Source organism: Corynebacterium sp. HMSC064E08 (assembly GCF_001811805.1).
GTDB classification, from domain to species: domain Bacteria; phylum Actinomycetota; class Actinomycetes; order Mycobacteriales; family Mycobacteriaceae; genus Corynebacterium; species Corynebacterium jeikeium_D.
Genome location: NZ_KV806702.1, coordinates 21,913 through 44,147 on the forward strand (window position 1 = coordinate 21,913; position 22,235 = coordinate 44,147).

General features: G+C 57.6%; 14 protein-coding genes. 8 read left to right on the forward strand and 6 right to left on the reverse strand.

The features are described from left to right. Window positions 1-208: 208 nt before the first annotated feature. The 3 genes from HMPREF2820_RS08720 to HMPREF2820_RS08730 form a co-directional block, all read right to left on the reverse strand. Window positions 209-3,877: a multifunctional oxoglutarate decarboxylase/oxoglutarate dehydrogenase thiamine pyrophosphate-binding subunit/dihydrolipoyllysine-residue succinyltransferase subunit gene (locus HMPREF2820_RS08720; RefSeq protein ID WP_070603704.1), complete on the reverse strand. Its 3,669-nt coding sequence runs from the start codon at window positions 3,875-3,877 to the stop codon at window positions 209-211. Window positions 3,878-3,980: 103 nt separating this feature from the next. Beyond that, window positions 3,981-7,817 (reverse strand): ABC transporter ATP-binding protein, encoded by a 3,837-nt coding sequence (locus HMPREF2820_RS08725; protein ID WP_168164052.1) that lies wholly within the window; start codon window positions 7,815-7,817, stop codon window positions 3,981-3,983. A 106-nt stretch (window positions 7,818-7,923) separates the two neighbouring features. Beyond that, a complete protein-coding gene (locus HMPREF2820_RS08730) occupies window positions 7,924-8,742 on the reverse strand; it encodes a hypothetical protein (protein ID WP_224783718.1) in 819 nt (272 codons plus the stop codon). 177 nt (window positions 8,743-8,919) lie between these two features. On the opposite strand from HMPREF2820_RS08730, the gene HMPREF2820_RS08735 reads away from it, so the two are divergent. Continuing rightward, window positions 8,920-9,741 carry a (2Fe-2S)-binding protein gene (locus tag HMPREF2820_RS08735; RefSeq protein ID WP_246822252.1) on the forward strand — a complete coding sequence of 274 codons (822 nt, stop codon included), beginning with the start codon at window positions 8,920-8,922 and terminating at the stop codon, window positions 9,739-9,741. 198 nt (window positions 9,742-9,939) lie between these two features. Continuing rightward, window positions 9,940-10,770 (forward strand): hypothetical protein, encoded by an 831-nt coding sequence (locus tag HMPREF2820_RS08740; protein WP_070601567.1) that lies wholly within the window; start codon window positions 9,940-9,942, stop codon window positions 10,768-10,770. Window positions 10,771-10,798: 28 nt separating this feature from the next. Here HMPREF2820_RS08740 and HMPREF2820_RS08745 read toward each other — a convergent pair whose 3' ends face one another. Then, window positions 10,799-11,353, reverse strand: a complete 555-nt coding sequence (locus tag HMPREF2820_RS08745) for a hypothetical protein (RefSeq protein ID WP_070603706.1) — start codon at window positions 11,351-11,353, stop codon at window positions 10,799-10,801. A gap of 277 nt (window positions 11,354-11,630) precedes the next feature. Here HMPREF2820_RS08745 and HMPREF2820_RS08750 point away from each other — a divergent pair, with 277 nt between their 5' ends. The 5 genes from HMPREF2820_RS08750 (at window position 11,631) to HMPREF2820_RS08770 (ending at window position 17,749) form a co-directional block, all read left to right on the forward strand. After that, the gene (locus HMPREF2820_RS08750; RefSeq protein WP_246822253.1) at window positions 11,631-12,713 is read left to right on the forward strand and encodes a chymotrypsin family serine protease; all 1,083 of its coding nucleotides are present in this window, start codon (window positions 11,631-11,633) and stop codon (window positions 12,711-12,713) included. A 255-nt stretch (window positions 12,714-12,968) separates the two neighbouring features. Next, entirely contained in the window at window positions 12,969-14,108 is a 1,140-nt protein-coding gene (locus tag HMPREF2820_RS08755) for a trypsin-like serine protease (protein ID WP_070603707.1), read from the forward strand. A 110-nt stretch (window positions 14,109-14,218) separates the two neighbouring features. Next, window positions 14,219-15,148, forward strand: a complete 930-nt coding sequence (locus tag HMPREF2820_RS08760; protein WP_070601566.1) for a NaeI family type II restriction endonuclease — start codon at window positions 14,219-14,221, stop codon at window positions 15,146-15,148. Between the two features lie 164 nt (window positions 15,149-15,312). Beyond that, window positions 15,313-16,314: a DNA cytosine methyltransferase gene (locus tag HMPREF2820_RS10745; RefSeq protein ID WP_083308468.1), complete on the forward strand. Its 1,002-nt coding sequence runs from the start codon at window positions 15,313-15,315 to the stop codon at window positions 16,312-16,314. Window positions 16,315-16,366: 52 nt separating this feature from the next. Continuing rightward, a complete protein-coding gene (locus HMPREF2820_RS08770; protein ID WP_070603708.1) occupies window positions 16,367-17,749 on the forward strand; it encodes an MFS transporter in 1,383 nt (460 codons plus the stop codon). Here the strand turns inward: HMPREF2820_RS08770 and HMPREF2820_RS08775 are convergent. Beyond that, window positions 17,746-18,678, reverse strand: coding sequence for a bile acid:sodium symporter family protein (locus HMPREF2820_RS08775; protein ID WP_070603709.1), 933 nt, complete (start codon window positions 18,676-18,678; stop codon window positions 17,746-17,748). The two genes, HMPREF2820_RS08770 and HMPREF2820_RS08775, sit on opposite strands and share 4 nt — an antisense overlap. A 711-nt stretch (window positions 18,679-19,389) precedes the next feature. Here HMPREF2820_RS08775 and HMPREF2820_RS08780 point away from each other — a divergent pair. Then, entirely contained in the window at window positions 19,390-21,561 is a 2,172-nt protein-coding gene (locus tag HMPREF2820_RS08780; RefSeq protein WP_083308469.1) for a DEAD/DEAH box helicase, read from the forward strand. A 164-nt stretch (window positions 21,562-21,725) separates the two neighbouring features. On the opposite strand, the gene HMPREF2820_RS08785 is transcribed toward HMPREF2820_RS08780, so the two are convergent. After that, entirely contained in the window at window positions 21,726-22,226 is a 501-nt protein-coding gene (locus HMPREF2820_RS08785) for a DUF2269 domain-containing protein (protein WP_070603712.1), read from the reverse strand. Window positions 22,227-22,235 lie beyond the last annotated feature (9 nt).

Below are 22,235 nucleotides of genomic sequence, written 5' to 3' on the forward strand. Positions count from 1 at the left end.
TTTTTGTCATAAACGTAGTCAGTAACTCGCATTGAGGACTAAGTAGTAAATGGTGCCGACCCGGTGGCACGCCGACCGGACACGCTTTTTGACTATTCGCCCTTGATGCCTGGCAACGATCGCCCAAGCAACAAGAAAGGGGCTCCAACCGTTCGGTTGGAACCCCTTAGCGTTTACACGCCAACTGGCGAAGACCAGTCAATGAGACCTACTTGAGAGCCTCTTCCAGCAGAGCCTTCTCCTCAATCTGGTGGACCTTAGCCACACCAGTTGCGGTGGAGGACTGTGCACGGCGGGAAACGCGGGTCAGCTTCGGCATATCCGGCAGAACCTCTGGGAGGTTCAGTGCCAGGAACGGCCACGGACCCTGGTTAGCCGGCTCATCCTGAACCCAGCGGACTTCCTCAAGATCCGGGTAGGACTCGAAGATGTCGCGGAGGCGGTTGTGCGGCAGCGGGTGCAGCATCTCCAGGCGAGCGATTGCAAGATCGTCGCGCTTGTCCTTCTTGCGCTTCTTCTCCAGCTCCCAGTAGATCTTGCCGGAGCAGAGCAGCAGGGTCTTGATGCCGGACTTGTCCTTGGACTCGAAGTTCGGGTCATCGATGACCGAGCGGAACTTGTTCGGGTTGGTGAAGTCCTCGACAGCAGACGCTGCCATCTTGTTGCGCAGCATCGACTTCGGCGAGAACACAACCAGCGGACGGTGCAGGTCGGACAGGACGTGGCGACGCAGCAGGTGGAAGTAGTTAGCCGGCTCGGACGGCTGAGCAACGGTGTAGGAGCCCTCGGCTGCGAGCTGCAGGAAGCGCTCGATACGTGCCGAAGAGTGGTCCGGGCCCATGCCCTCGTAGCCGTGCGGTAGCAGCAGAATCAGCTTGGAGGTCTGACCCCACTTGGCCTCGCCGGAGGAAACGTACTGGTCAATGGTGGTCTGAGCGCCGTTGGCGAAGTCACCGAACTGTGCTTCCCAGAACACTGCTGCGTCCGGGTTACCCAGGGTGTAGCCGTACTCGAAGCCCATGCCTGCGTACTCGGTCAGAGCCGAGTTGTAAATCATGAAGCGACTACCGTTCTTGGACTTACCGTAGGCGTCGATCGGGTTGTATTCCGAACCGTCCTCGGAGTCAATCAGAACTGCGTGGCGAGAGGTAAAGGTACCGCGGCGGACATCCTCACCTGCGAAGCGGACGTCGATGCCAGCACCGGTGAAGGAGCCGATTGCCAGCAGCTCGGCCATACCCCAGTCGATGCCACCTTCCTGAGTCATCTCCGCGCGCTTCTTAGCGACCGGCGCAACACGCGGGTGAATCTTGAAGCCCTCAGGGAGGTTGACGTAAGACTGACCAATCTCGACGATTTCAGCCTTCTCGATGCCGGTCTTCAGACCATGCGGCAGCGGCTGAGAGCCTGCAATACCGGACTGTTCGCCCGGCTTTGCGTCCTGTGCTGCGCGGACCTCGTTGAAGACAGCTTCCATCTGGTCGTGGAAGTCTCGGCGAACTGCCTCGTACTCTTCCTCGGAAATGTCACCGCGACCAATCAGGTCCTCGGTGTACTGAGCGCGGACGCTTTCCTTTTCGTCGATGACCTTGTACATCAGCGGCTGAGTCATGGACGGGTCATCGGCCTCGTTGTGGCCGCGCTTGCGGTAGCAAACCAGGTCGATGAAGACGTCCTTGCCGTAGCGGTTACGGTACTCAACAGCCAGCTGGCCGACCCAGACGACAGCCTCCGGGTCGTCACCGTTGACGTGGAAGACCGGGCAGCCGTATGCCTTGGCGATGTCGGTTGCGTAGTAGGAGGATCGACCGGAGTCCGGCGAAGTGGTGAAGCCGATCTGGTTGTTCACCACGATGTGGACGGTACCGCCGACCTTGTAACCACGCAGGGACATGAGGTTCAGGGTCTCCTGGACAATGCCCAGGCCCGCGAAGGAAGCGTCACCGTGCAGCAGCAGCGGCATGACGGAGTAGCCCTCTTCGCCCTTGTTGATCTTGTCCTGGCGTGCACGAGCAAGACCCTCAACGACCGGGTTGACGGCTTCGAGGTGGGACGGGTTCGCAGTCAGAGTGACGTCAATCTCGCCCTCGCCGAACATCTGGATGTGACGGCCAGTAGTACCCAGGTGGTACTTGACGTCACCAGAACCGCCGACCTGTGCCGGGTCGATGTTGCCTTCGAACTCGGTGAAGATCTGGCGCAGTGGCTTGCCGACGATGTTTGCGAGCACATTCAGTCGACCGCGGTGTGGCATACCGATGACGACCTCATCCAGACCAGCACCAGCAGCGGTGTCGATGGCGGAGTCCATCAGCGGAATCAGCGACTCTGCGCCCTCAAGGGAGAAGCGCTTCTGACCGACGTACTTGGTCTGCAGGAAGTTCTCGAATGCCTCTGCGGCGTTTAGCTTCTGCAGGATGTACTTCTGCTCAGCGTGGGACGGCTTTGGCTGGCCGCCCTCAATGCGCTCTTCCAGCCACTCGCGCTCTTCGCGGTCGAGAATGTGAGCGTACTCGGAACCGACCTTGAGGCAGTATGCGTTGCGAAGGCGAGAGAGAACCTCGCGCAGCGTCATCGTCTCCTTGCCGCCGAAACCACCGACGTTGAAGGTACGGTCCAGATCCCACAGGGTCAGACCGTGTTCCTCAATATCGAGGTCAGCGTGGTTCGGAGCAGAAGTATTTGGCTGGTCAGAACGCAGCGGGTCAATGTCAGCCAGCAAGTGACCGCGGGAACGGTAGGCCTCAATCAGACGCATGACGCGGGTGTTCTTGTCAATACCCGTGTTCGGCAGATCCTGCGCCCAACGGATTGGGGTGTAAGGAACATGCATGGTCTGGAAGATGTGGTCCCAGAACTTGTCGTCGACAAGCAGATTGCTCATCGTGCGCAGGAACTCACCGGACTCTGCACCCTGGATGATGCGGTGATCGTAAGTAGAGGTGATGGTCACCAGCTTGCCGATGCCCATCTCTGCCAGACGGTCCGCGGAAGCACCGGCGAACTCAGCCGGGTAATCCATGGAGCCGACACCGATAATCGCGCCCTGCCCCTTGGTAAGGCGCGGGACGGAGTGGCGAGTACCGATACCGCCCGGGTTGGTCAGGGAAATGGTGACGCCCTGGAAGTCCTTACCGGTCAGCTTGCCGTGGCGAGCACGAACGACGATGTCCTCGTAGGCGTCGACGAACTGCTTGAAGGTCAGGGTTTCACACTCGCGGATAGCAGCAACTACGAGCGAACGAGAGCCGTCCTTAGCTGGCATATCAATGGCCAGGCCGAGGTTAATGTGCTCCGGGGTAACCAGAACTGGCTTGCCGTCAACCACCTTGTAGTTGTTGTTCATGTCCGGGTGGAGCATGACAGCCTTCACCATGGCGTAACCAATGATGTGGGTGAAGGAGATCTTGCCGCCGCGGGCGCGTGCCAGATGATTGTTAACCAGGGTGCGGTTTTCAAACATCAGACGTGCCGGCATATCGCGAACCGACGTAGCGGTCGGCATCTCCAGGGAGACATCCATGTTCTTAGCGATAGCCCGTGCGACGCCCTTCAGAGGCTCCTCGCCGGATTCAACAGCCGAAACCTTGGCTGCTGCATCCATTGGGGACTTCTTTGGCTTCGGGGACGCCGGCTTGTTCGGGGTCTTAGTGGGTTCGACCCCCTTGGATTCACGACGTCCGGTTGCCTTAGCTTCCTCCTTCGTGGCTGCTGCTGGCTTTGCCATATTGGAAAGGTCCTCGCCCTTTTGGGACGGGGTGTGGGTTGCGAAGAATTCGCGCCATTCCTGACCCACAGACTGTGGATCCTTCTGGAATTGCTGGTACATCTCGTCGACCAGCCATTCGTTCTGGCCGAAGCTCATGTCGCTGCTCACGGCAGGTACTCGCCTCTTTTCGTCTTAGTTTTACTAACTCACGTTTATTCTAATTAGCGCAAGCGTCAAAGTGTCATTCAAGGATAACGAAAATTCTGAATTACTACACCGTCGCGCTCCCCATATGGTACTTGCTCCAGAGCTCTGCGTATTGGCCACCCGCCGCTAGAAGCTCATCATGGGAGCCGTCTTCGACAATACGCCCGTGGTCAAGTACCAAAATCCGGTTGGCCCGAGCCGCTGTAGCCAGGCGGTGGGCCACAATAATTGCCGAGCGTTGACGCGACGCACGGTCAGTGGCTTCAAGGATTGCCGACTCTGTTGCAGGGTCGAGTGTCGCGGTGGCTTCGTCGAGAAGCAGCAGTTCAGGACGCATCATTTCGGCACGAGCGAGTGCGATGAGCTGACGCTGTCCGGAGGAGAGCCCTCGGCCATCTGGGCCGACGGGGTGGTGGAAGCCACCGGGCAGGCTGGCAATGGTGCTGAGGGCACCGACGTTTTTCGCGGCCTGCTGAATTTCAGCATGACTGCTGTCTGGCCGACCGTAGGAAATATTTGTTGCTACTGTCCCCGAAAACAGGTGTGATTCTTGGGGGACATAGCCGAGGGTTCGTCGCCAATCGTTAAGAGGGAAGTCGCGGATGTCAGTTTCGGAGGCTCGCACCACGCCGCCAACTGGGTCGTAGAAACGGGCAAACAACTTAATGATTGTCGATTTTCCGGCGCCGGTGGATCCGACAATTGCGACTGTTTCTCCGGCAGGAATCTGTAAATCGAGAGCATCGAGAACCTGCGGGCGTTCGTGCTCAGAGTTGGCGGCGGGGTAGGAGAAAGTCACCTTGTCTAAGCGGAGGTCGCCAGCAGCTGCGCGGGACGCGCCGTCAGTAGTGCCGTGATCTGGCATGGGGGCGGTCTGTAGGAGGTCATCAATGCGATTGAGGCCGACCTTCGCCTGCTGGTAGCCGTCGAAAACATGGGACAGCTGCTGAATCGGGCCAAAGAGCATTCCCAGGTACAGCGTGAAGGCGACGAGTACGCCGGGCGTCGTAGTTCCCGAGGCAACCTGTTGGGCACCGACAGCCAATACCGCGGCCGTTGCCAACTCAGAGACGAAGTTGATGCCGGGGAAGAATAGAGCCACAGCCAGCTGCGCTCGCTGACGGATTGCGCGGTACTTGTTGGATTCCTCGGCAAAGGAAGATTCGATATCGGCGACGCGGTGGTACATCTGAATCTCGCGAAGCCCACCAATGGTCTCCTGAAAATTAGCGTTGACCAAGGAGAGCTGCTCGCGTGCAGACTTGTATAGGCGCGAGGAGATTCGGCGGAATACCAGGGTGGCCACCACAATGATGGGAAGCGATGCCAACGCCACCGCGGCGAGTGACACCTGTGTGGCAAGCAACAGTGCTGTGACACCGAGCAGAGTAAACGCGGCGATTGCCCCTTCTGCCAGTCCCGTTTGCAGGAAAGAGGAGAGCGCATCGATGTCGGTTGTCATCCTCGTCATGATGGCGCCCGAGCGATTGGCCTCGAAGTAGTTAATGCCAAGCGACTGCAGGTGACGGTAGCAGCGCACACGCAGGGCATAGAGCAGCCGCTCACCAGTGCGCGCAGTAATAACAGCATTTGTGGCTACGGCAAGCCAACTGATGAGGACCGTCGCCAAGCCACCTGCGGCGCAGGCCCACAGCACGGCCTCATTGTGCTCACTGATGCCGTGGTCAATGGCGTAGCGCACGAGCATGGGGAACGCCAGATCGGCAACGGCAATGAGAGCGAGCAGCGCAATGACACTTATAAATAGGCCGCGGACATAGGAGAGCAGTTGGCGCAGAGAGAAAGTCTCGGAATTGTCGAGTGCCGCAGCGGGCACATGCGGTTTTTCGGTAGCGGGTGGGAGGTTTCGCACACGCTCGAGAAGCTCAGGCGTCGCAGGAGCATTGGCGAGAGCCGCCCCCATGCCACCACGACCGCCGCCGCGGCCACCTGGACCACCAGGTCCACCTGGACCGCCTCCGGCTCGGCCAACCCCGCGGCTCATTTGAGAAGTGGCACCTCCGGGAAGCCGCGCAGCGGTGTCTGACGTGGAGTCGTCGGAGGTTGGCGCGGATTCGTCGGGCCAGAGTTCCTCGGGGCTGGGGTCTTCGCTGTCGATGGGGTCGAGAACGAGGTTTTCGATTTCGGGGTAGGCGCTCTGGTCGATGTCCATCAGCTCGGTGAAGCGCGGATGAGAAGAAATCAGTTCGGCCTTGGTGCCAATGCCAGTGATGGCACCGTCTTCGAAAATGGCGATGTGGTCCGCCTGCTCGAGAGTGGAAGATCGATGCGCCACGATGACGATAGTCGTATCCGCCAGCTGCGAGGTCAGCGCGTTGAAGATTTCCAACTCTGTTGCAGCATCGATTGCTGAGGTCGCGTCATCGAGAACCAAAACTCGAGGCCGTGCGAGGAATGCCCGTGCTAACGCGACGCGTTGAGCTTGTCCGCCGGAGAGATTATGCCCGCGCTCGCCGATGGCTGTGTCCCACCCCTGAGGCAGGTCGTCGACGAAGTTGACCTGGGCGGCGGTCGCTGCGGCGACAATCTCTTCCTGGGACGCCGCGGGATTGGCGAATGCGATGTTCTCACGCAACGTGCCCGCAAATAGATAAGGAGTGTCCGGAACGACAGTAATAGCGTCATATACGTCGCTGGAGAGAATGCGCGCGGTATCTGTGGATGTGCCGTGGCTGGGCGCATCGATAGTGATAGTTCCCGAATCCGGCAGATAGTGACGGCCGAGTAACTCCGTGGCGATAGTCTTTCCGGACCCCGGTGGGCCAATCAACGCTAAGGTCGACCCTGGCGCGACGGAGAATGAGACATCGTCGATAAGCGTGCGTCCGCCACGGCTGTGGGTGACGTGGTTGAAGCTGATGCCAACGGGGCCGTCGGGGAGGAGGAGCGCGTCGGTGGGTTCGGGGTTGTCTGGTCGGGCGTCGATGACATCGGAAATGCGGTCGATGCTTGCCGACGTCAGCTGTATCGAGATGACCATGTTGGAGACCAGACGCGACAGGGCAGTCAGGCTGGTGAGATACGTGGCAAAAGCTACGAACGTGCCTAGGGTGATGTGTCCGTTAATCGCGAGCCAGCCACCGACCGCGATATTTCCGACGAGGGACAGTTGCGGCAACGACTGCAGCGCCGGTTGGAATCGAGCGCTGAGTTTTGCCGCTCGCAGGCGTAGGGAATAGAGCAGCGACGAGTTACGCTCCATCTTCGCAACTTCGTTGTCACCCTGCGCAAACGCCTTGACAACGCGGATGCCGGAAACGGTTTCCTCGACTTGTCCGGCGATCTCGCCTGCTTGCTGTTGGGCAGCCCAGGTTGCGGCATGGAGTTTGTCACGCGAATTCACCGCAATGTAGACAATCGCTGGCACGACGGCGAGGCCGACCAGTGTCAGGGGCAGCGAGAGGGCGAGCATGATGCCGATAGTGATGAACAGCTTGACGACGGATCCCAGTGTCAACGGCAACATCGCCAGTAGTCCGGACACTGCCTGGAGGTCGGAAATTGACCGTGACACGACCTGGCCGGTGTTGACTCGGTCTTGTGCTGGACCATCGAGGTTTTGTAGGGAGCGAAGGATCTTTAGTCGCAGGTCGTGCTGAACATCAATGGAGAGTTTGCCGGAGAAGAATCTGCGCCCCACCTGGGCGACGAAGCGTACTAACGCGATGGCCAGAAAGACGGAAATGACTGCCTGCAGGGGAGTTAGGGAAGGCAGTAGGCGCGCGGGGACACCGCCATCGGAAGAGCCCGTTGCCACATCAATGGCATCTCTAGTGAGAAGCGGAAGTACGGACTCTAGCCCGACAACGATTAGCGCTGCAACAATGACACCATAGAGCGGTAGTGGCCTGTGAAGAGACTGTTTCCACAAGAACTTCATGGGAGAGGTTCTGAGGGGTTTGCTCTGGGCCATGGTGGGTACCGCTCTTCCATTGAAAAACGTCGCTGAAGGGTAAGTCGCTGAAGGGTAATCGGGGTAAGAGGAACTACTTATTCTTCTTTTTCTTCGGCCACTTCAGCGCCGAGGGAATAGAGAACCTCGATGACTTTGAGTCCTTCTTCGAGTCCTCCGAGGTGTTGGATTTAGCCGGTAGCTTTCGCTCAAAGTCCGACCAATCCTGGGGAAGCGGGCCCAGAGATGCGCGAGTGGAGCTGATAAGAATGCCACCGAGCTTGCGGTTGGCGGAGGCCCCAACCACGGCGCCAATTCCAAATGGCAAAATCTTACCGATGATGGCCAGACGAGCGTTCTTCATCAAGCGCTTGCGTGCCTCGCGAATCAGCAGGCGGTTTGCTGCACCCAGCTGCGGAACACCAAGCCGTGGCAGTAGAGAATTTACGGAAGTTTTGGTCTGCTTCCGCAGCGATTCCTCGCCAAGCAGAGAGGCCATAATAGCTGTCCCCTCAGAACCACTCATGGCCGCAAGAATCAGCGTGCGACGGCGTTGCGGATCGGTGATGTCAATATTGCGCAGGGTTGCTGAGGCCAGTGTGTACCAGGCTGATGCTTCCAGGAACAGCAGCGATTCACCGGTAACCGCAGCCAAGCCCGTGATCATGCCGACGCCGGGGAGAACCGCGCTGCCGCCGGCGGCACCACCGGTGCCGGTGACCAGGTTGAGGTAGTGGGAATCAATACGTTCCTGTACCTGCGCCGGAGTTTCATCTTTTTTGCGCTTGTGTAGGGAACTGACGTACCCGGTGATGGCAGACGACTGCCAGCTCATGGTCTTATCCAGGGTTTGGATAAGAAGGGTTCCCAGTTTTCCGGCATCACGTTCGATCGCTTCGGGGGTTGAGTTCACCGCATCAGTTACTGTGCGAGTTGAATCCTTCTTCGTCTTTTGGAACAAAGTAGTAGACCTCCTAAACGGGTCCGTTGAGAGCCATATGCCCATATAAACACTACTGAGCTGTGGGGAAATTCCGTAGTCGGTGGAAAAATAGACAGGTGTACGGCGATTAACACAGTCGATAGAAGGATGAGACTGGTGAACGATGTCACGCGGGGTGCCGCATTGCCTCCCGAGTACTCCCAGCTTTTGGCGGACTTTCCTCGGTTTTCCGCAGATGTTATGCCTCACGACGGCGCTGCCGAGTGGCACCTTTCTACCGAAGCTGTAGCCGCCGGAATTGAGGCTGGGAGAAAGCTGTTTCCCATGCCCGAGGTTGCGGGGGATACCCGTTTCCAGGCCCAGTTGTGGTGGTGGTCCATGTGCGGAGCATTGGTAGGGCCATCGCTGGCATGCGTGTTGGTGTCCGATCGAGTTCCGGTGTGGCAGTGGTCTTCTTGGTTCGCCTTTCTCCGAGATGACTATTGGGTTGGGTTCCAAGCTCAACAGTTTGAAAGCATTTCCGCTGAGGATGCGGATGAGCTGAAGGATTCCGGCGAAGCACTGGCTCATTTCTTGGATCCGTTGGCTCAGGTTGTTGGAGAAGTCGGGGAAATCAAGCCTGCCCCTCTTTGGGCCGTGGCTGCCGATGCCGTAGCTAACGCCGCAATATCCGCCGGTAATGAGCTGATGGAGCCCTGGCGCGGAGCGCTTATTGGCAAACATGTCGTTGAGGGAATACAGCGAGTACATCGGGTCCCTCTTCCTCGTTTCATGGATTCCTGTGGAGGCGAGGTGCGCCCCTGGGATGAAGCCGCTGCTGAATCGGGAGAAGAACCGGACTTCGATGTAGTTACTCACCTGGAGAGAGCTACTTGCTGCATGATTTATCACAGCCCAGACGCCGATCTGTGTGTCTCGTGTCCGAAACGTTCGCGTGAGGAACGCCATCAGCTCTGGGCACGCTACTGAGCGCTCTGTTTTCGAGAATCGACAGCTGGCGGCCTGCCCCTCAACCGGCCGCGTTGGCGGCTTTGATGTAGCACGCGCACTGCCGGCGTGATCTTTCGCAACAATTGTCGGGGGCATGAGCCGCCCCATGATTGCGCGTTTGTCGCTACGATTGGCTGCGGGTAGAGGCCAATTATCTTTCAAGGGAGGATTCCACCCATGAGCTTTTTCGAGCAGATTGCTGCGGCACTGGACCGCGAGGGCATTGAAAGTCGTGTCAACGATGACACCCTCTTCGTTCCCATTACCTCTGACCTGGAGGTTCAGTTCGTCACCATTGATGAGGACATCCCGGCTGCCGAAGTTTACGTAGCCGCTGCCGATGTGGATGATGAGGACGACGAGTTCGAAGCTGTTCTGGTCTCCGCTGTATTCTCCGTCGAAGACGCCGTCGCAGCAGTCGCTCACCATGTAGCTACTGACCAGGTTGTTGGCCTGCTTCGCACTCTGCTCGATGGCGACGATGACCGCATTGCTGACCTGGAGTTTGAACAGGACCCCGAAGAGGCAACTCTGGTTACCTCCGAAGTTGGTACCTCCTCGTTGGTGCAGGTTTTGGTAACTGCCCACAACAACGAGCCCAGCGCACACGTCCGCTTCATCTCCCAGGACGCGAACTTGGACGACATCGTCGACCAGGCCATCGCGGAGTTCTGGGACTCGGACACCGAAACGGTTCTCACCGATGATGACCGTCGCAAGATGTTCGCTGACCTCTACTCTGATATCCAGACCTTGCGCAATGAGGTTCTGACACTGGGCACCTTCAAGGACTTTGACAAGCTGATGGATGTCCTTGCGCTCGTAGTAGACCGCGCAGAGGAATGGGAAGATCAGCTGGCACCCGTCGATGACGGGTATGCAGAGTACATCTACTCTGATCACGTTGCCTCCTTGGACGAGGATGATGACGACGAGGACGATGATGACCTCTACGACGATGGCGACTATGACGACGAGGACGACGAAGAAGGCGACGACAGCGAGTAGCTATACTGCGGCAGTGCTGTGACTAGTGCTAAGCCGCTGATGAGCGAGAAGAAAAGAGCTCGCTAGGACACGGCAGTGGCCGCGCGTCCCTGGTGCCGATCCAACTATAACGGCGCCCGGGGAGTGCGAGGTCAGTGCCGTTTTCGTGTATCTTGCTGCAGTCCTGCGCACGATGGAGAGCCTCGGCTACAGCCCGAGTGCGTCGGCGGTTTTCTTCCCGTGTCCGATTCGAACCGCCAATTCCGCGGAGGACTACCTCCGATGAGGATTCCACCTTGACGGAAACGGAGTACATGAACATGGGCTCATCCTTCAGGACGAAGTATTCCGCGTGCACGTCGGCAAGCTGAGAGACCAGTGCGCGAGGAAGCGCTATCCGTGACGCTCGGACGGTGACCACAGGCCCGTCGGAAAGCGAGAAGGAGTGATCCAGCGCGCCGGGCGAATGCCTACGGCCGATGGTGGGGTGGCAGAGGATTGTGCGGATGAGGGCGAGGTCTTCGAAACATTCTGCACGGTAGGTAGCGGATAGCGGGGGAAGGGCTAGGCGACGGTGAATGGGAAACTCGTTTGTTGTACTCATGGCTCACAAATTATCGAACACCCCGGACTCATATTTTCGAACGTATAGAACGCGTGTGCGAAATAAGATTAGCATCAGTGGGCTACCCAAGTGGGGGTAGTCAATTGGCTAGGTGTCTGGTGTTATTGCAGGGACGCGTGGGGTTGTGGAAACGATTCGATAACGACTTTTGTAAAAGCCCAAGAGTCTGAGAAAACACTATTTCTGGGGGTGGGGTGGTGGATTAGTGTGAGTGGTGGCCCTAAAGGAAAACTAAACATTTGAAAGATTCGTCTCAATGAAGCACGCAAGAAGTCGACTGGCGGTAGCGGCTTTCGCAGCACTTTTGTCCTTGGTGGCCCCGGTCGCTGCACATGCTGTCGTGGTTGGTCCGGGTGACCCGATTCGAACCCCCATGGAGGGAAGTCCGTGGGATGGGTATCGAAATATCAACTCGCCGATGTGTTCGGCGGGTGTTCCGGGGACGGTGACGGACCGCAACGGGGAGAAGCATCGGGTCATGTTGACCGCAGGGCACTGCCTGAATGATGCTCCGGATATAGGTCTGCCAATCGTCACTGGTGAGGTGTATGTGCCAACCACTGAAGGTGATAAGCGCATTGGTACCGCAGGTGCCCATCGTTGGGAATTGCCGCAGGAAGATGCCGGACTGGAGTCGTTGCCGGCAGGCTTTAATGGCGCGGACTACGGAATAATCAACCTGGATCCGGACGTAGAGACTACCGGTGCAAGTTACTCCATTGATGAAAATGGTCAGAGCTACGGGGAGCCGGTAGTGATGACTGGCATTCAGGACAATGAAGACCTGCCGCGTGGCGAAGTCTCCTTCGATAATCTTGGCAAGCCTATCTGCAAGGACGGTATGCGCACCGGACGAGCCTGTGGATATCAGGTATTCCGAGCTCGAAACGGCATCTGGACGGTTGGTATTGGCGTTGATCACGGTGACTCTGGCGGAAATGCCTACGACCCGACCACAAATGAAGTTATTGGCGTGAATTCGATGACCTTCGGTCCGGTCTCGCGTGTGATGCCCGCGGATATTGCCATCCAGGAGGCCTACGGTATTCCCGACGGTCAAGTAAACGACCACTTTGAGGTATCGGATTCCACGGCTCAGCGCGACTCCACCTATCGCACCCTCAACGAGGATATGGCGGCTGATCAGGAGTATGCCCGGGGGCAGGATTCGCAGGATTCACAGGAAGGTTCTGTACCGCAGCTAGTCGATCTCGTGGACCAGCTGCCACAGTTACCGCAAGTCCCTGAGCTGCCACAATCGCCCCAATTACCACAATTGTCACATCTGTCTGAGTCGCCTCAGTTGGCAGAAATTCAGCTTCCAAGCTTTGAGAGCTAGCACCAGTCTGAGAATCTGACAAAAATCACCCCCGAACCGTTAAGAGAGCCAGAATCATCCAAGGCGGATGGTTCTGGCTCTTGCATTGCTGTTGAGCAAACTTTTTGATGTCTAATGAGTGTGAAATGAAGGCGAATCACCGGTTCCTCGACTGAGAATTTCACCCTAGGTTTCATTTTTGGAGAGCTTTGTAAAGGTGTCCCTAATACACTGAGTGGGACAAGTTTTCTGTACAGAAATGGAGTAGCGCACACTATGGCCAGTTCGAAGAAGGTCGCCACACTCACGGCTGCACTGTCGGTAGCTGTAGGTGGCTTTGTGCCCGGAATCGCGGTAGCTGAGGCTGCACCGGCAAACTCGGATGTTGTCATCGGCCCGGGCTCGCCGTTGCGAATGCCGTTCCCGAGCAGTAAGAACATCGACGGACGGCATGTTCAGTCCCCGATGTGCTCTCTGGGAGTTCCCGGCACCGTTGTGGATCAGAATGGCGTTTCGCATCGTGTCATCATGACTGCCGGTCACTGTGTTGTGGCGAAGGATACTGAAACCGGCGAAGAGGTCACCGGCCAGTTCTTCATCCCAACCAAGGACGGCGACAAGCTGGTCAACAAGGACTACATGGGCACCGATGTCATGCCGGAAGAGAGCGACTTCGACGAAAACACCACTATGCCGGAGTTCTTCAACGAGCTCTTCAATAGCGGTGACTACGGCATCATTGAGGTTCAGGACGACATCAAGACCACCTCTATGTCCCACTCTGTGGATGAGTTCGGCAACGTCCATGGCGAGCCGGTTCAAATCGTCGGTATCGAGGACAAGCGCACTCTCGACCCGATGGAGATCTCCGTCGACAACTTCGGTGAGCCCGTGTGCACTGACGGTTCCCGTACTGGCCGCGGTTGCGGCTTCCAGGCCTTCCGTGTCCGCAACGGTGTCTGGGCCATCGCTCCGATTGACCACGGCGATTCGGGCGGAAACGCCTACAACCCAGAGACTCGCGAGGCCATCGGCGTTAACTCCATGGGTATTGGCCCGCTGAGCCGCTTCCAGCCGATTGACGTTGCTCTTGAAGAGCAGTACGACATCCCAGACGGCCAGGTTAACGAGCGCTTCAAGGTAGAGACTTCCACTGAACCGCAGTCTGAGTTCCGCACGATTGACGAGGACGTCCAGTACACCAACCAGCACGTCCCGCAGGAAGAGCCGGATCTGGGGCCGATTGGCGAGCTGCTCCCAGAGGGCGTTGAGGTCCCACCGGAAATTGCTGACATCATCTCGGAGAGCCCAGCTCTCCCGGAGCTGCCGATCCCGGAGCTGTCTGGTGCGACCGCTCAGGCAACACAGGCAGCCGACAGCATTTCCTCGCAGGCGAACCTGCCGAGCCTGTTCTAATCAGGTCACCGCAGTCTCGTAGATAGGGCGTTCGCTTTACGACGCTCCGTTTAACCCCCTATTCCGCCATGGTGGCGGGGTAGGGGGTTTGTGGCTTAAGGTCCTTAACTATGCAAAAGATAACCAGTGCTGCCGATTCGGAGGTCGAAAAGGTCAAGGCACTAATTCGTGATGCGGATCCAGAAGGGGATCGGTTTGCAAAGGTTTTTAGGGAAACCTATTACTTGCTATATAACGGCCAGAAAACAGGACGTTACCGCTGGGAACAGCTTTACAAGACTGAGAAGACCCATTTTGGAACATTGATCGAAATCGCTATCCGTCATGAGTTTGCGGAGATCATCGATGACGGCATACAGAAACATCTTGATTATCGGATCGCTGGAATCGACGTAGACTGCAAGTTTTCCATGAATAAGGGGTCGTGGATGATCCCGGTAGAAGCCGAAAACGAGATTATTATTGGACTGCATTCCTCTGATGAGGATTCCTGTTTCAGTGTTTGTGTTGAGCGAGCTTCGTCGGACAAATTGACGAAAGGTGGGAATCGTGATCGGAAGCGGACGTTTACTCGGTCAGCTCGATCTGGAATTGATTGGATCTTTGATGACGCTCCGCTGCCCATAAATCGATTGCTTCATTTGCCGGAAAGTGCTCGTGAGAAGATCTTCGCCAATCGATCTGGGCAAAAGCGAGTTAACGAGTTTTTCCGGCAGGCGCTCGGATTGGTCATCAATCGAGAAGATATTGCAACGGTGGCGAAACAGCGCGACTACATGAAGCGTGTGCGTGGCAATGGTGGTGCGCGTACAGCTCTGGCAGCTGAGGGCATAATTATCTTAACCGGAAAGTATATGCGGCAGATGGAAATCGCGGAGCAGTTGGCTGGTGTGAAACTGCGTTCCGATGAGTTGATTGCGCTGAGAGTTGTGTCGGTTACTGATTCTCATCGGGGGCGGGGCGCTGTGGAAATTGACGGTCAGTCTTGGCGAGTAGCTACGAGCACTGACCCGGTGGTACAGGCACCTATTTCATTCTGATCGGGTTTGTTGACCGTAAAATCAGTCGGGGTAGTAGGGTAGAAAGCGTTATTAAGCACGGTATCGAATGGATGTTCGAATTATGTCTCGTGGTGGATCCTGAGCATCGGGTAGCTTCCAGTTCGAAGAACCATTGGTTGGCGATGTAGGAGGTGGCGTTAGAGATGAGTGGATTCACATCGCTAGAGATTTGCGCCGGTGCTGGTGGCCAAGCTTTGGGGCTTGAGCAAGCCGGTTTCTATCATGTATGCACAGTAGAGAACGACCGAGATGCCTGTAATACGCTGCGTTTGAATAGGGGCAACGATCTCGTTGCAGCAAAACAGCGTTGGAATGTTCGCGAGGACGATGTCCTCAACTTAAACGGTGCGGATTTCAAAGGCGTAGATCTAGTGGCTGGGGGTGTGCCTTGCCCACCGTTTTCAATTGCCGGAAAGCAGCTCGGGGCTGATGACGAGCGAGATCTTTTCCCAAAAGCGCTTGAGATTATTGCTTTGGCCGACCCGAAAGCAGTGCTCTTGGAGAACGTGAAGGGGTTGTCGCAACCACGGTTTAAGAATTACCGAGAGTCCGTTCTTAACGAACTCTATCGTCTTGGATATGAACCACATTGGCGATTAATTTATGCTTCGGAACACGGTGTTCCGCAACTCCGTCCTCGTTTTGTGTTGGTAGCTGTGAAACAGGAGTATGCTCCATTTTTCCACTGGCCTGAACCGCAAGGTGAAGCCCCGACAGTAGGTGAAACGCTTTATGCGGAGATGGCTTCGCAGGGGTGGCCAGGAGCGGAAAGTTGGGCAGCTCGTGCGAATAAAATTGCGCCGACTCTCGTTGGCGGATCTAAGAAGCATGGTGGCCCAGATGTTGGTCCTTCGCGTGCAAGAGAAGCATGGGCCAAGCTAGGGGTTAAGGGGTCGTCAATCGCGGAGTATCCGCCTGCCGCTGACGATCCAGTGGATCAACCTCCACGGCTTACAGTTGCTATGGGAGCTCTAATTCAAGGTTTTCCACCGGAGTGGAAAATTTCTGGAAAGAAAACTGCTGCCTGGAGACAGGTCGGAAATGCATTTCCGCCTCCTGTGGCAAGAGCATTGGGAACTTCGATTTCAAATGCACTAAATAAAAACACAGCACAGGTGCCGATTCAAGAGGTCATAGCTGTATAAGAGTCGAGTCTTTTATTGAAATCGGTCAACTGAGCAAGAAAGGACCGTTACCTTGTCAGCTTCCCGTTCGCGCGACCTGCTTCGTCGTAGAGCAAAGTGCGAATCTCAGCCAGACATTGCGTCGGGGGTGGGAAGCAAAGCACAAGGCCTAGGCCCTCAGCCGGGGGAATCAGACCGGACAAAGCAGCCGATTCCGCGAGAAATCTGGATCTTAGTCAGCGCTGCGTTCATCATTGCGCTGGGCTTCGGGCTGATTGCGCCAATCTTGCCGCAGTACGCGCGCAGCTTCGATGTGGGTGTGTTCGCGGCCAGCTTCGTGGTCAGTTCGTTCTCCATTTTCCGGCTAATCTTCGCGCCGGCATCGGGTTCGCTGGTAGAGAAGCTCGGTTACCGGCGCACGTACCTAACCGGCATCAGTATCGTCGCGTTCTCGACTTTGCTCGTCGGTATTGCGCAGACTTATTGGCAACTGCTGGCGTTTCGTGCACTCGGCGGCATCGGTTCGACGATGTTCACGGTCTCGGCAATGGGGCTGATTGTGCGGATTTCACCGCCGGAGATCCGCGGTAAGAGCTCGGCCGCCTACGGCACAGCCTTCCTGTTGGGCAATGTCTTTGGCCCAATTATTGGTGCTGCGATGGGCGCATGGGGCATGCGGGTGCCGTTTTTCATCTACGGTGGCGCGCTGATTGTGGCAACGATTGTGGTCGGCATGTCGCTGAGTGCAGAGCACCTTCGCCACGTAGTGCCAAAGCGCACGACTCCAGTGCTGAAGTTCTCCGAGGCAATCCGCGACTCGGCATATCGAAGCGCACTAGTCGGAGCTTTCGCCAACGGCTGGTCGAACTTCGGCGTGCGCGTCGCGATTGTCCCGCTGTTCGCTGCGGCAACGTTTTCCCATGTCGGTGCCCCAGAACCGGGCAGCGATGGGGCAGTAGCTGCCACTGCCACAGCTGGTTTCGCGCTGACGGCCTTCGCACTCGGCAATGTTACGGCACTGCAGTTTTCAGGTCGTTTGTCCGACCGCATCGGCCGTCGCCCTCTGCTCATCACGGGGCTATTTATCAACGGCGTGTTCACGGGCGCTATCGGATTTAGCAGCGGCGCCATTCCGCTACTGATTCTCTCCGTCCTTGCGGGCTTTGGCGCTGGCATGATTAATCCATCGCAGCAGGCTGTGCTTGCCGACGTCATCGGCGCCAACCGCCAAGGTGGAAAGGTGCTCGCCAATTTCCAAATGGCTCAGGACTTCGGAGCAATCTCCGGCCCGCTGATTGTCGGCGCAATCGTGGATGCCGCAGGATTCAAGGCCGGTTTCTTTGTTTGCGGTGTCATTTCGCTGGTCGCAATGGTGGGCTGGATCTTCGGGCGCGAGACTCTACCAGCCCACTCGTCGAACAGCGGAGAAAAAGAAGCCAAAGCGAAAACGCCTTAAGCAGAAGCGGATTTGCTAGATTCCTTGCCTTCATCGAGCTTTCGGCAAATAGCCACATAGATCGCACCGGTAATGTTGTGCACCACCGCGGCCACCGCGCCCGGAAGCGCGGCCTCTGGGGTAAAGAGCTTCGCCGCCATACCGGAGGACAGACCCGCGGATTGCGTGCCGACCTCCACGGCCACCGTGCGCTTGCCCGAAGTCGGCATCCCCACCAGCTGGCCTGCAAAGAAGCCGAGCACGTAACCCAAAACGTTGTGGATAATCACAGCCACAAACACAATCAGGCCAATGTTCGCCAGGCTCTCCGCATTCTTGGCCACGGCACCGAAGACCACGCCGCCGATACCGAGAATGGAAATCCACGGCAGAATCGGCAGGATTTTATTAATAAACGAGTCGGCCACAAAGCGAATGATCAGGCCACCAACCACAGGCAGGAGGACTGTCTGGCAGAGGCTCCACGCCATCCCGAGGCCGTCGACCTCCGTGTGCGCGTCGGCAAGCACGAGCATGAGAAACGGCGTCATAATCGGCGAGACCAGCGTCGACACGCTGGTCATAGCGACGGACAGCGCGACATCACCGCGTGCCAGGTAAGCGATAACGTTCGATGAGGTGCCGCCTGGGACGGAGCCCAGCATCAGCAGGCCGACGGCGAGTGCCGGATTGAGTCCGAGGGCTTTAGCCACGGCAATCGCTAGCAGCGGCATGATGACAAACTGCGCAATGACGCCGAAGAGAATCGCCAACGGGCGCTTAGCGACCTGCTTAAAGTCCGGGATGGTCAGGGTGAGGCCCATCGCGAACATGATGATCATCAGGAAGTACGTGATGTAGTCCGTCAGTGGAGTAAACGGGGCGGGGAAGAAGAATGCCAGCGCCGAACCTGCCAAAATAAAGCCCGGAAATCCGAGAACTTCAATCATTGCTGAGAGCTTCGACGGTGCCTCATTTTCCTGCTCGCCATTCCCAGAAGTCTCCTCGGGAGAATGTGGTTTTAGCGGGGACTGCCGGGGCGAAGACGGCTGCGTTTCTGGTGCGTTGTTATTGCTGGACATTCTCTAGTGACCTTGGGTTTATACGTTGCGAAATTGCAAAAATCCGCCGAACGGTGGGTGTTCCACGGCGGAAAATAGCTGATATGTGTACAAACGTGTAGGGAAAATGTTAGCCACCTCACCCCGGCAAATTGCAAAATAGGCGCCCCGAAGTGGGTGCAATGTGCTCGCTTGACGACGGCCCCAGCGCCGGGCCTCATCCAAGAAATCGACCACCTTGTGTTGTGACCTTGCTGACGGGAAATGGTTTTTTGACCGACGGTGGCGTAGTCTGGGCAGTCGGTGTGAAATCCTGACGACAATGTCGCAGAGAATCTGGCAGCGGTATAAATTCGCTGGTGAAACGCTTGAGAGTGCATAGTGCATGATGGGCGCCCCTCCTCGGAAGTAAAAGCTGAATTGGGTTTGGGCGCAATTTTTCGAAGTATGTGCAAGAGAAGCGATGTCATCGCAATTCCGACGTGAGAGCACTGAAAACTAGAACGTAAATTGGGCGGGTCATGTATGTGCGACCCAACTGTGAGTAATCAACTGTTGAATATTGAATGTGCGGGCAAAAAGGCCCAGGAAGAGCCCCAAATGGCTAATAATGAAATGAATGGCAGCGTCGAGGAAAACCGTGAGGATCAGCGCGAAAACCAGCGCGAGGACGCAATTGTGAAGGCCGAGGATGTAGTGGCCGAGGAAGCACCGGTGGTCGAAGAGAAGGCCGCTGAGGAAAAGACCGAGAAGGTAGAAAAGACTGCCGAGGCCGAGAAGAAGGCCGAAAAGAACAAAGACGACAACGACGACGACACCGTCGGCTTCGATGAGCTGGAGCTGCCCGATGACATTGTCAATGCAGTTCGCAAGGTTGGGTTTGAGACTCCGTCCCCAATTCAGGCTGCAACTATCCCGACTCTGATGAGCGGCCGCGACGTCGTCGGCCTGGCTCAGACTGGTACCGGTAAGACCGCGGCGTTCGCGCTGCCGATTCTGGCTCGCATTGATCGCTCCGTCCGCGCACCGCAGGCGCTGGTGCTCGCTCCGACCCGTGAGCTGGCACTGCAGGTTGCGGATTCCTTCCAGTCGTTTGCTGATCACCTGGGCAAGATTCAGGTCCTGCCAATCTACGGTGGTCAGTCCTACGGAGTGCAGCTGTCGGGTTTACATCGAGGTGCACAGATTATCGTCGGCACGCCGGGTCGTGTCATCGACCACCTGGAAAAGGGCTCGTTGGACATCTCCGACCTGCGCTTCCTGGTACTGGACGAGGCCGATGAGATGCTGCAGATGGGCTTCCAGGAGGATGTCGAGCGCATTCTTGCCGACACTCCGGATGACAAGCAGGTCGCACTGTTCTCGGCTACCATGCCGGCTTCGATTCGTCGCCTGTCCAAGCAGTACCTGACGGAGCCGGAAGAGATCACCGTCAAGTCCCAGACTCGCACTGCGGACAATATTCGCCAGCGCTTCCTGATGGTCAGCCACCGCAACAAGCTGGACGCGCTGACCCGCATCCTCGAGGTCGAGGAATTTGAAGCGATGATCATGTTCGTGCGTACCAAGCACGAGACCGAGGAGCTCGCCGAGAAGCTGCGTGCCCGCGGATTCTCCGCTGCCGCCATCAACGGCGACATCCCGCAGACTCTGCGTGAGCGCACGATTGATCAGCTCAAGGACGGTCGCCTGGACATCCTGGTGGCAACCGATGTTGCTGCTCGTGGCCTGGACGTTGACCGCATTTCCCACGTGGTCAACTACGACATTCCGCACGACACCGAGTCCTACGTCCACCGCATTGGTCGTACCGGCCGCGCTGGCCGCTCCGGCGAGGCACTGCTCTTTGTCACTCCGCGTGAGGGGCGCCTGCTGCGCTCGATTGAGCGGGCAACCAAGTCGCAGCTGCACGAGATGAAGCTGCCGACCGTCGATGAGGTCAACGACTCTCGCAAGCAGAAGTTCGCTGATGATTTGACTGAGGCGCTTGCTGATTCGCAGGTTCCGGTCTTCCGCGAGCTCATCGAGGAGTACGCAGAAGAGCACGACACCCCGCTGGTTGATATCGCCGCTGCTATCGCTGCACAGGCACAGTCGGGCGACTTCCTGATGAAGGAGCCACCGCGTGGCCGTCGTCATGATCGTGACCGTGATCGTTTCGACCGCGACCGCAACCGTGGCCGCGATGGTCGCTCCCGTGGTGAGCGCGGTCAGGGCAAGCGCGCCGACCTGGTCGAATTCGAACGCGAGGGCACCGCAACCTACCGCATCAGCGTCGGTCGTCGCCAGCACGTTCGCCCGGGTGCCATTGTGGGCGCCATCGCCAACGAGGGCGGCCTGTCCTCCAAGGACTTCGGACACATCGACATCCGTGGCGACCACACCTTGGTCGAACTGCCGGCCAACCTGCCGCAAGAAGTCATCAACAACCTCTCCGATACCCGCATTTCCGGCCAGCTCATTGGGCTGAAGCTTGACGACGGCACCTCGGTCGACGACAGCGATGACTACCGTGGTGGCCGTGGTGGCTACCGTGGCGATCGTCGTGATGGCGGCCGCGGTCGCGGAGGATACCGTGGCGGTCGTGGCCGCGATGACCGTCGTGGTGGCGGCCGCAGCCGGGGTAGCTACCGTGGAAACTTCGATGACGGTGACGGTTTCGGTGGTCGTGGTCGCGGTCGCGATGACCGTCGTGGTGGCGGACGCGGTCGCGGTGGCTACCGTGGTGACCGGGATGACCGCCGCGGTGGTTACCGAGGCGGACGCCGCTAGACCTGTTAGGCAGGCGAGCAGGGGGGGGCGTCGTCAGGCGACCACCGTCCGTGGCGCTGACCTAGAAAATAAAAAACTGCCGGTGCGCATGTACTTCCCAGCCCTAAAAGTCGGGCCGAAACGTACAGGCGCACCGGCAGTTTTATTGTGTCTGAGCGTGTGCTCTAGATGAAGAACATCAGGATGCCGGCGACAACCCACAGCAGGGAGAAGATGCCGGAGAACATGGCCAGCTGGCCCTTCTGCTTGTCCCAGTCGAGCTCGTCAGCCTTCTTGCGACGTTCGATGAACTCCGGGTCGTTGACATCCTCGTCTTCGTCAGCGATGCCGAGGCCGGCCATCATCAGACGCTGACGCGGAATAATCAGGAAGAACAGCAGTGCCCAGGCGATGATCGCCAGCAGGATTGCGGCGTGCATTGCCCCGGACTTCATGTAGGTCGACACATCGGTGAACATGACACCGAAGCCGAGCAGCGGCACGAGCAGCGACCACATGCCGTAGGTGCGCGAAATGGCGTGCATGGTGCGCGCGGAGCCGACCGTTCCAGCCTCTCCGCCGCGGGCTGCAAGCGCGAGCTTCGGGAACATCGAAATTGCGACAGTCACCGGTCCAAGCAGCAGAATTGCCGCTAGGACGTGAACCATAAGAACTACGTTTTGCACGTATTACCT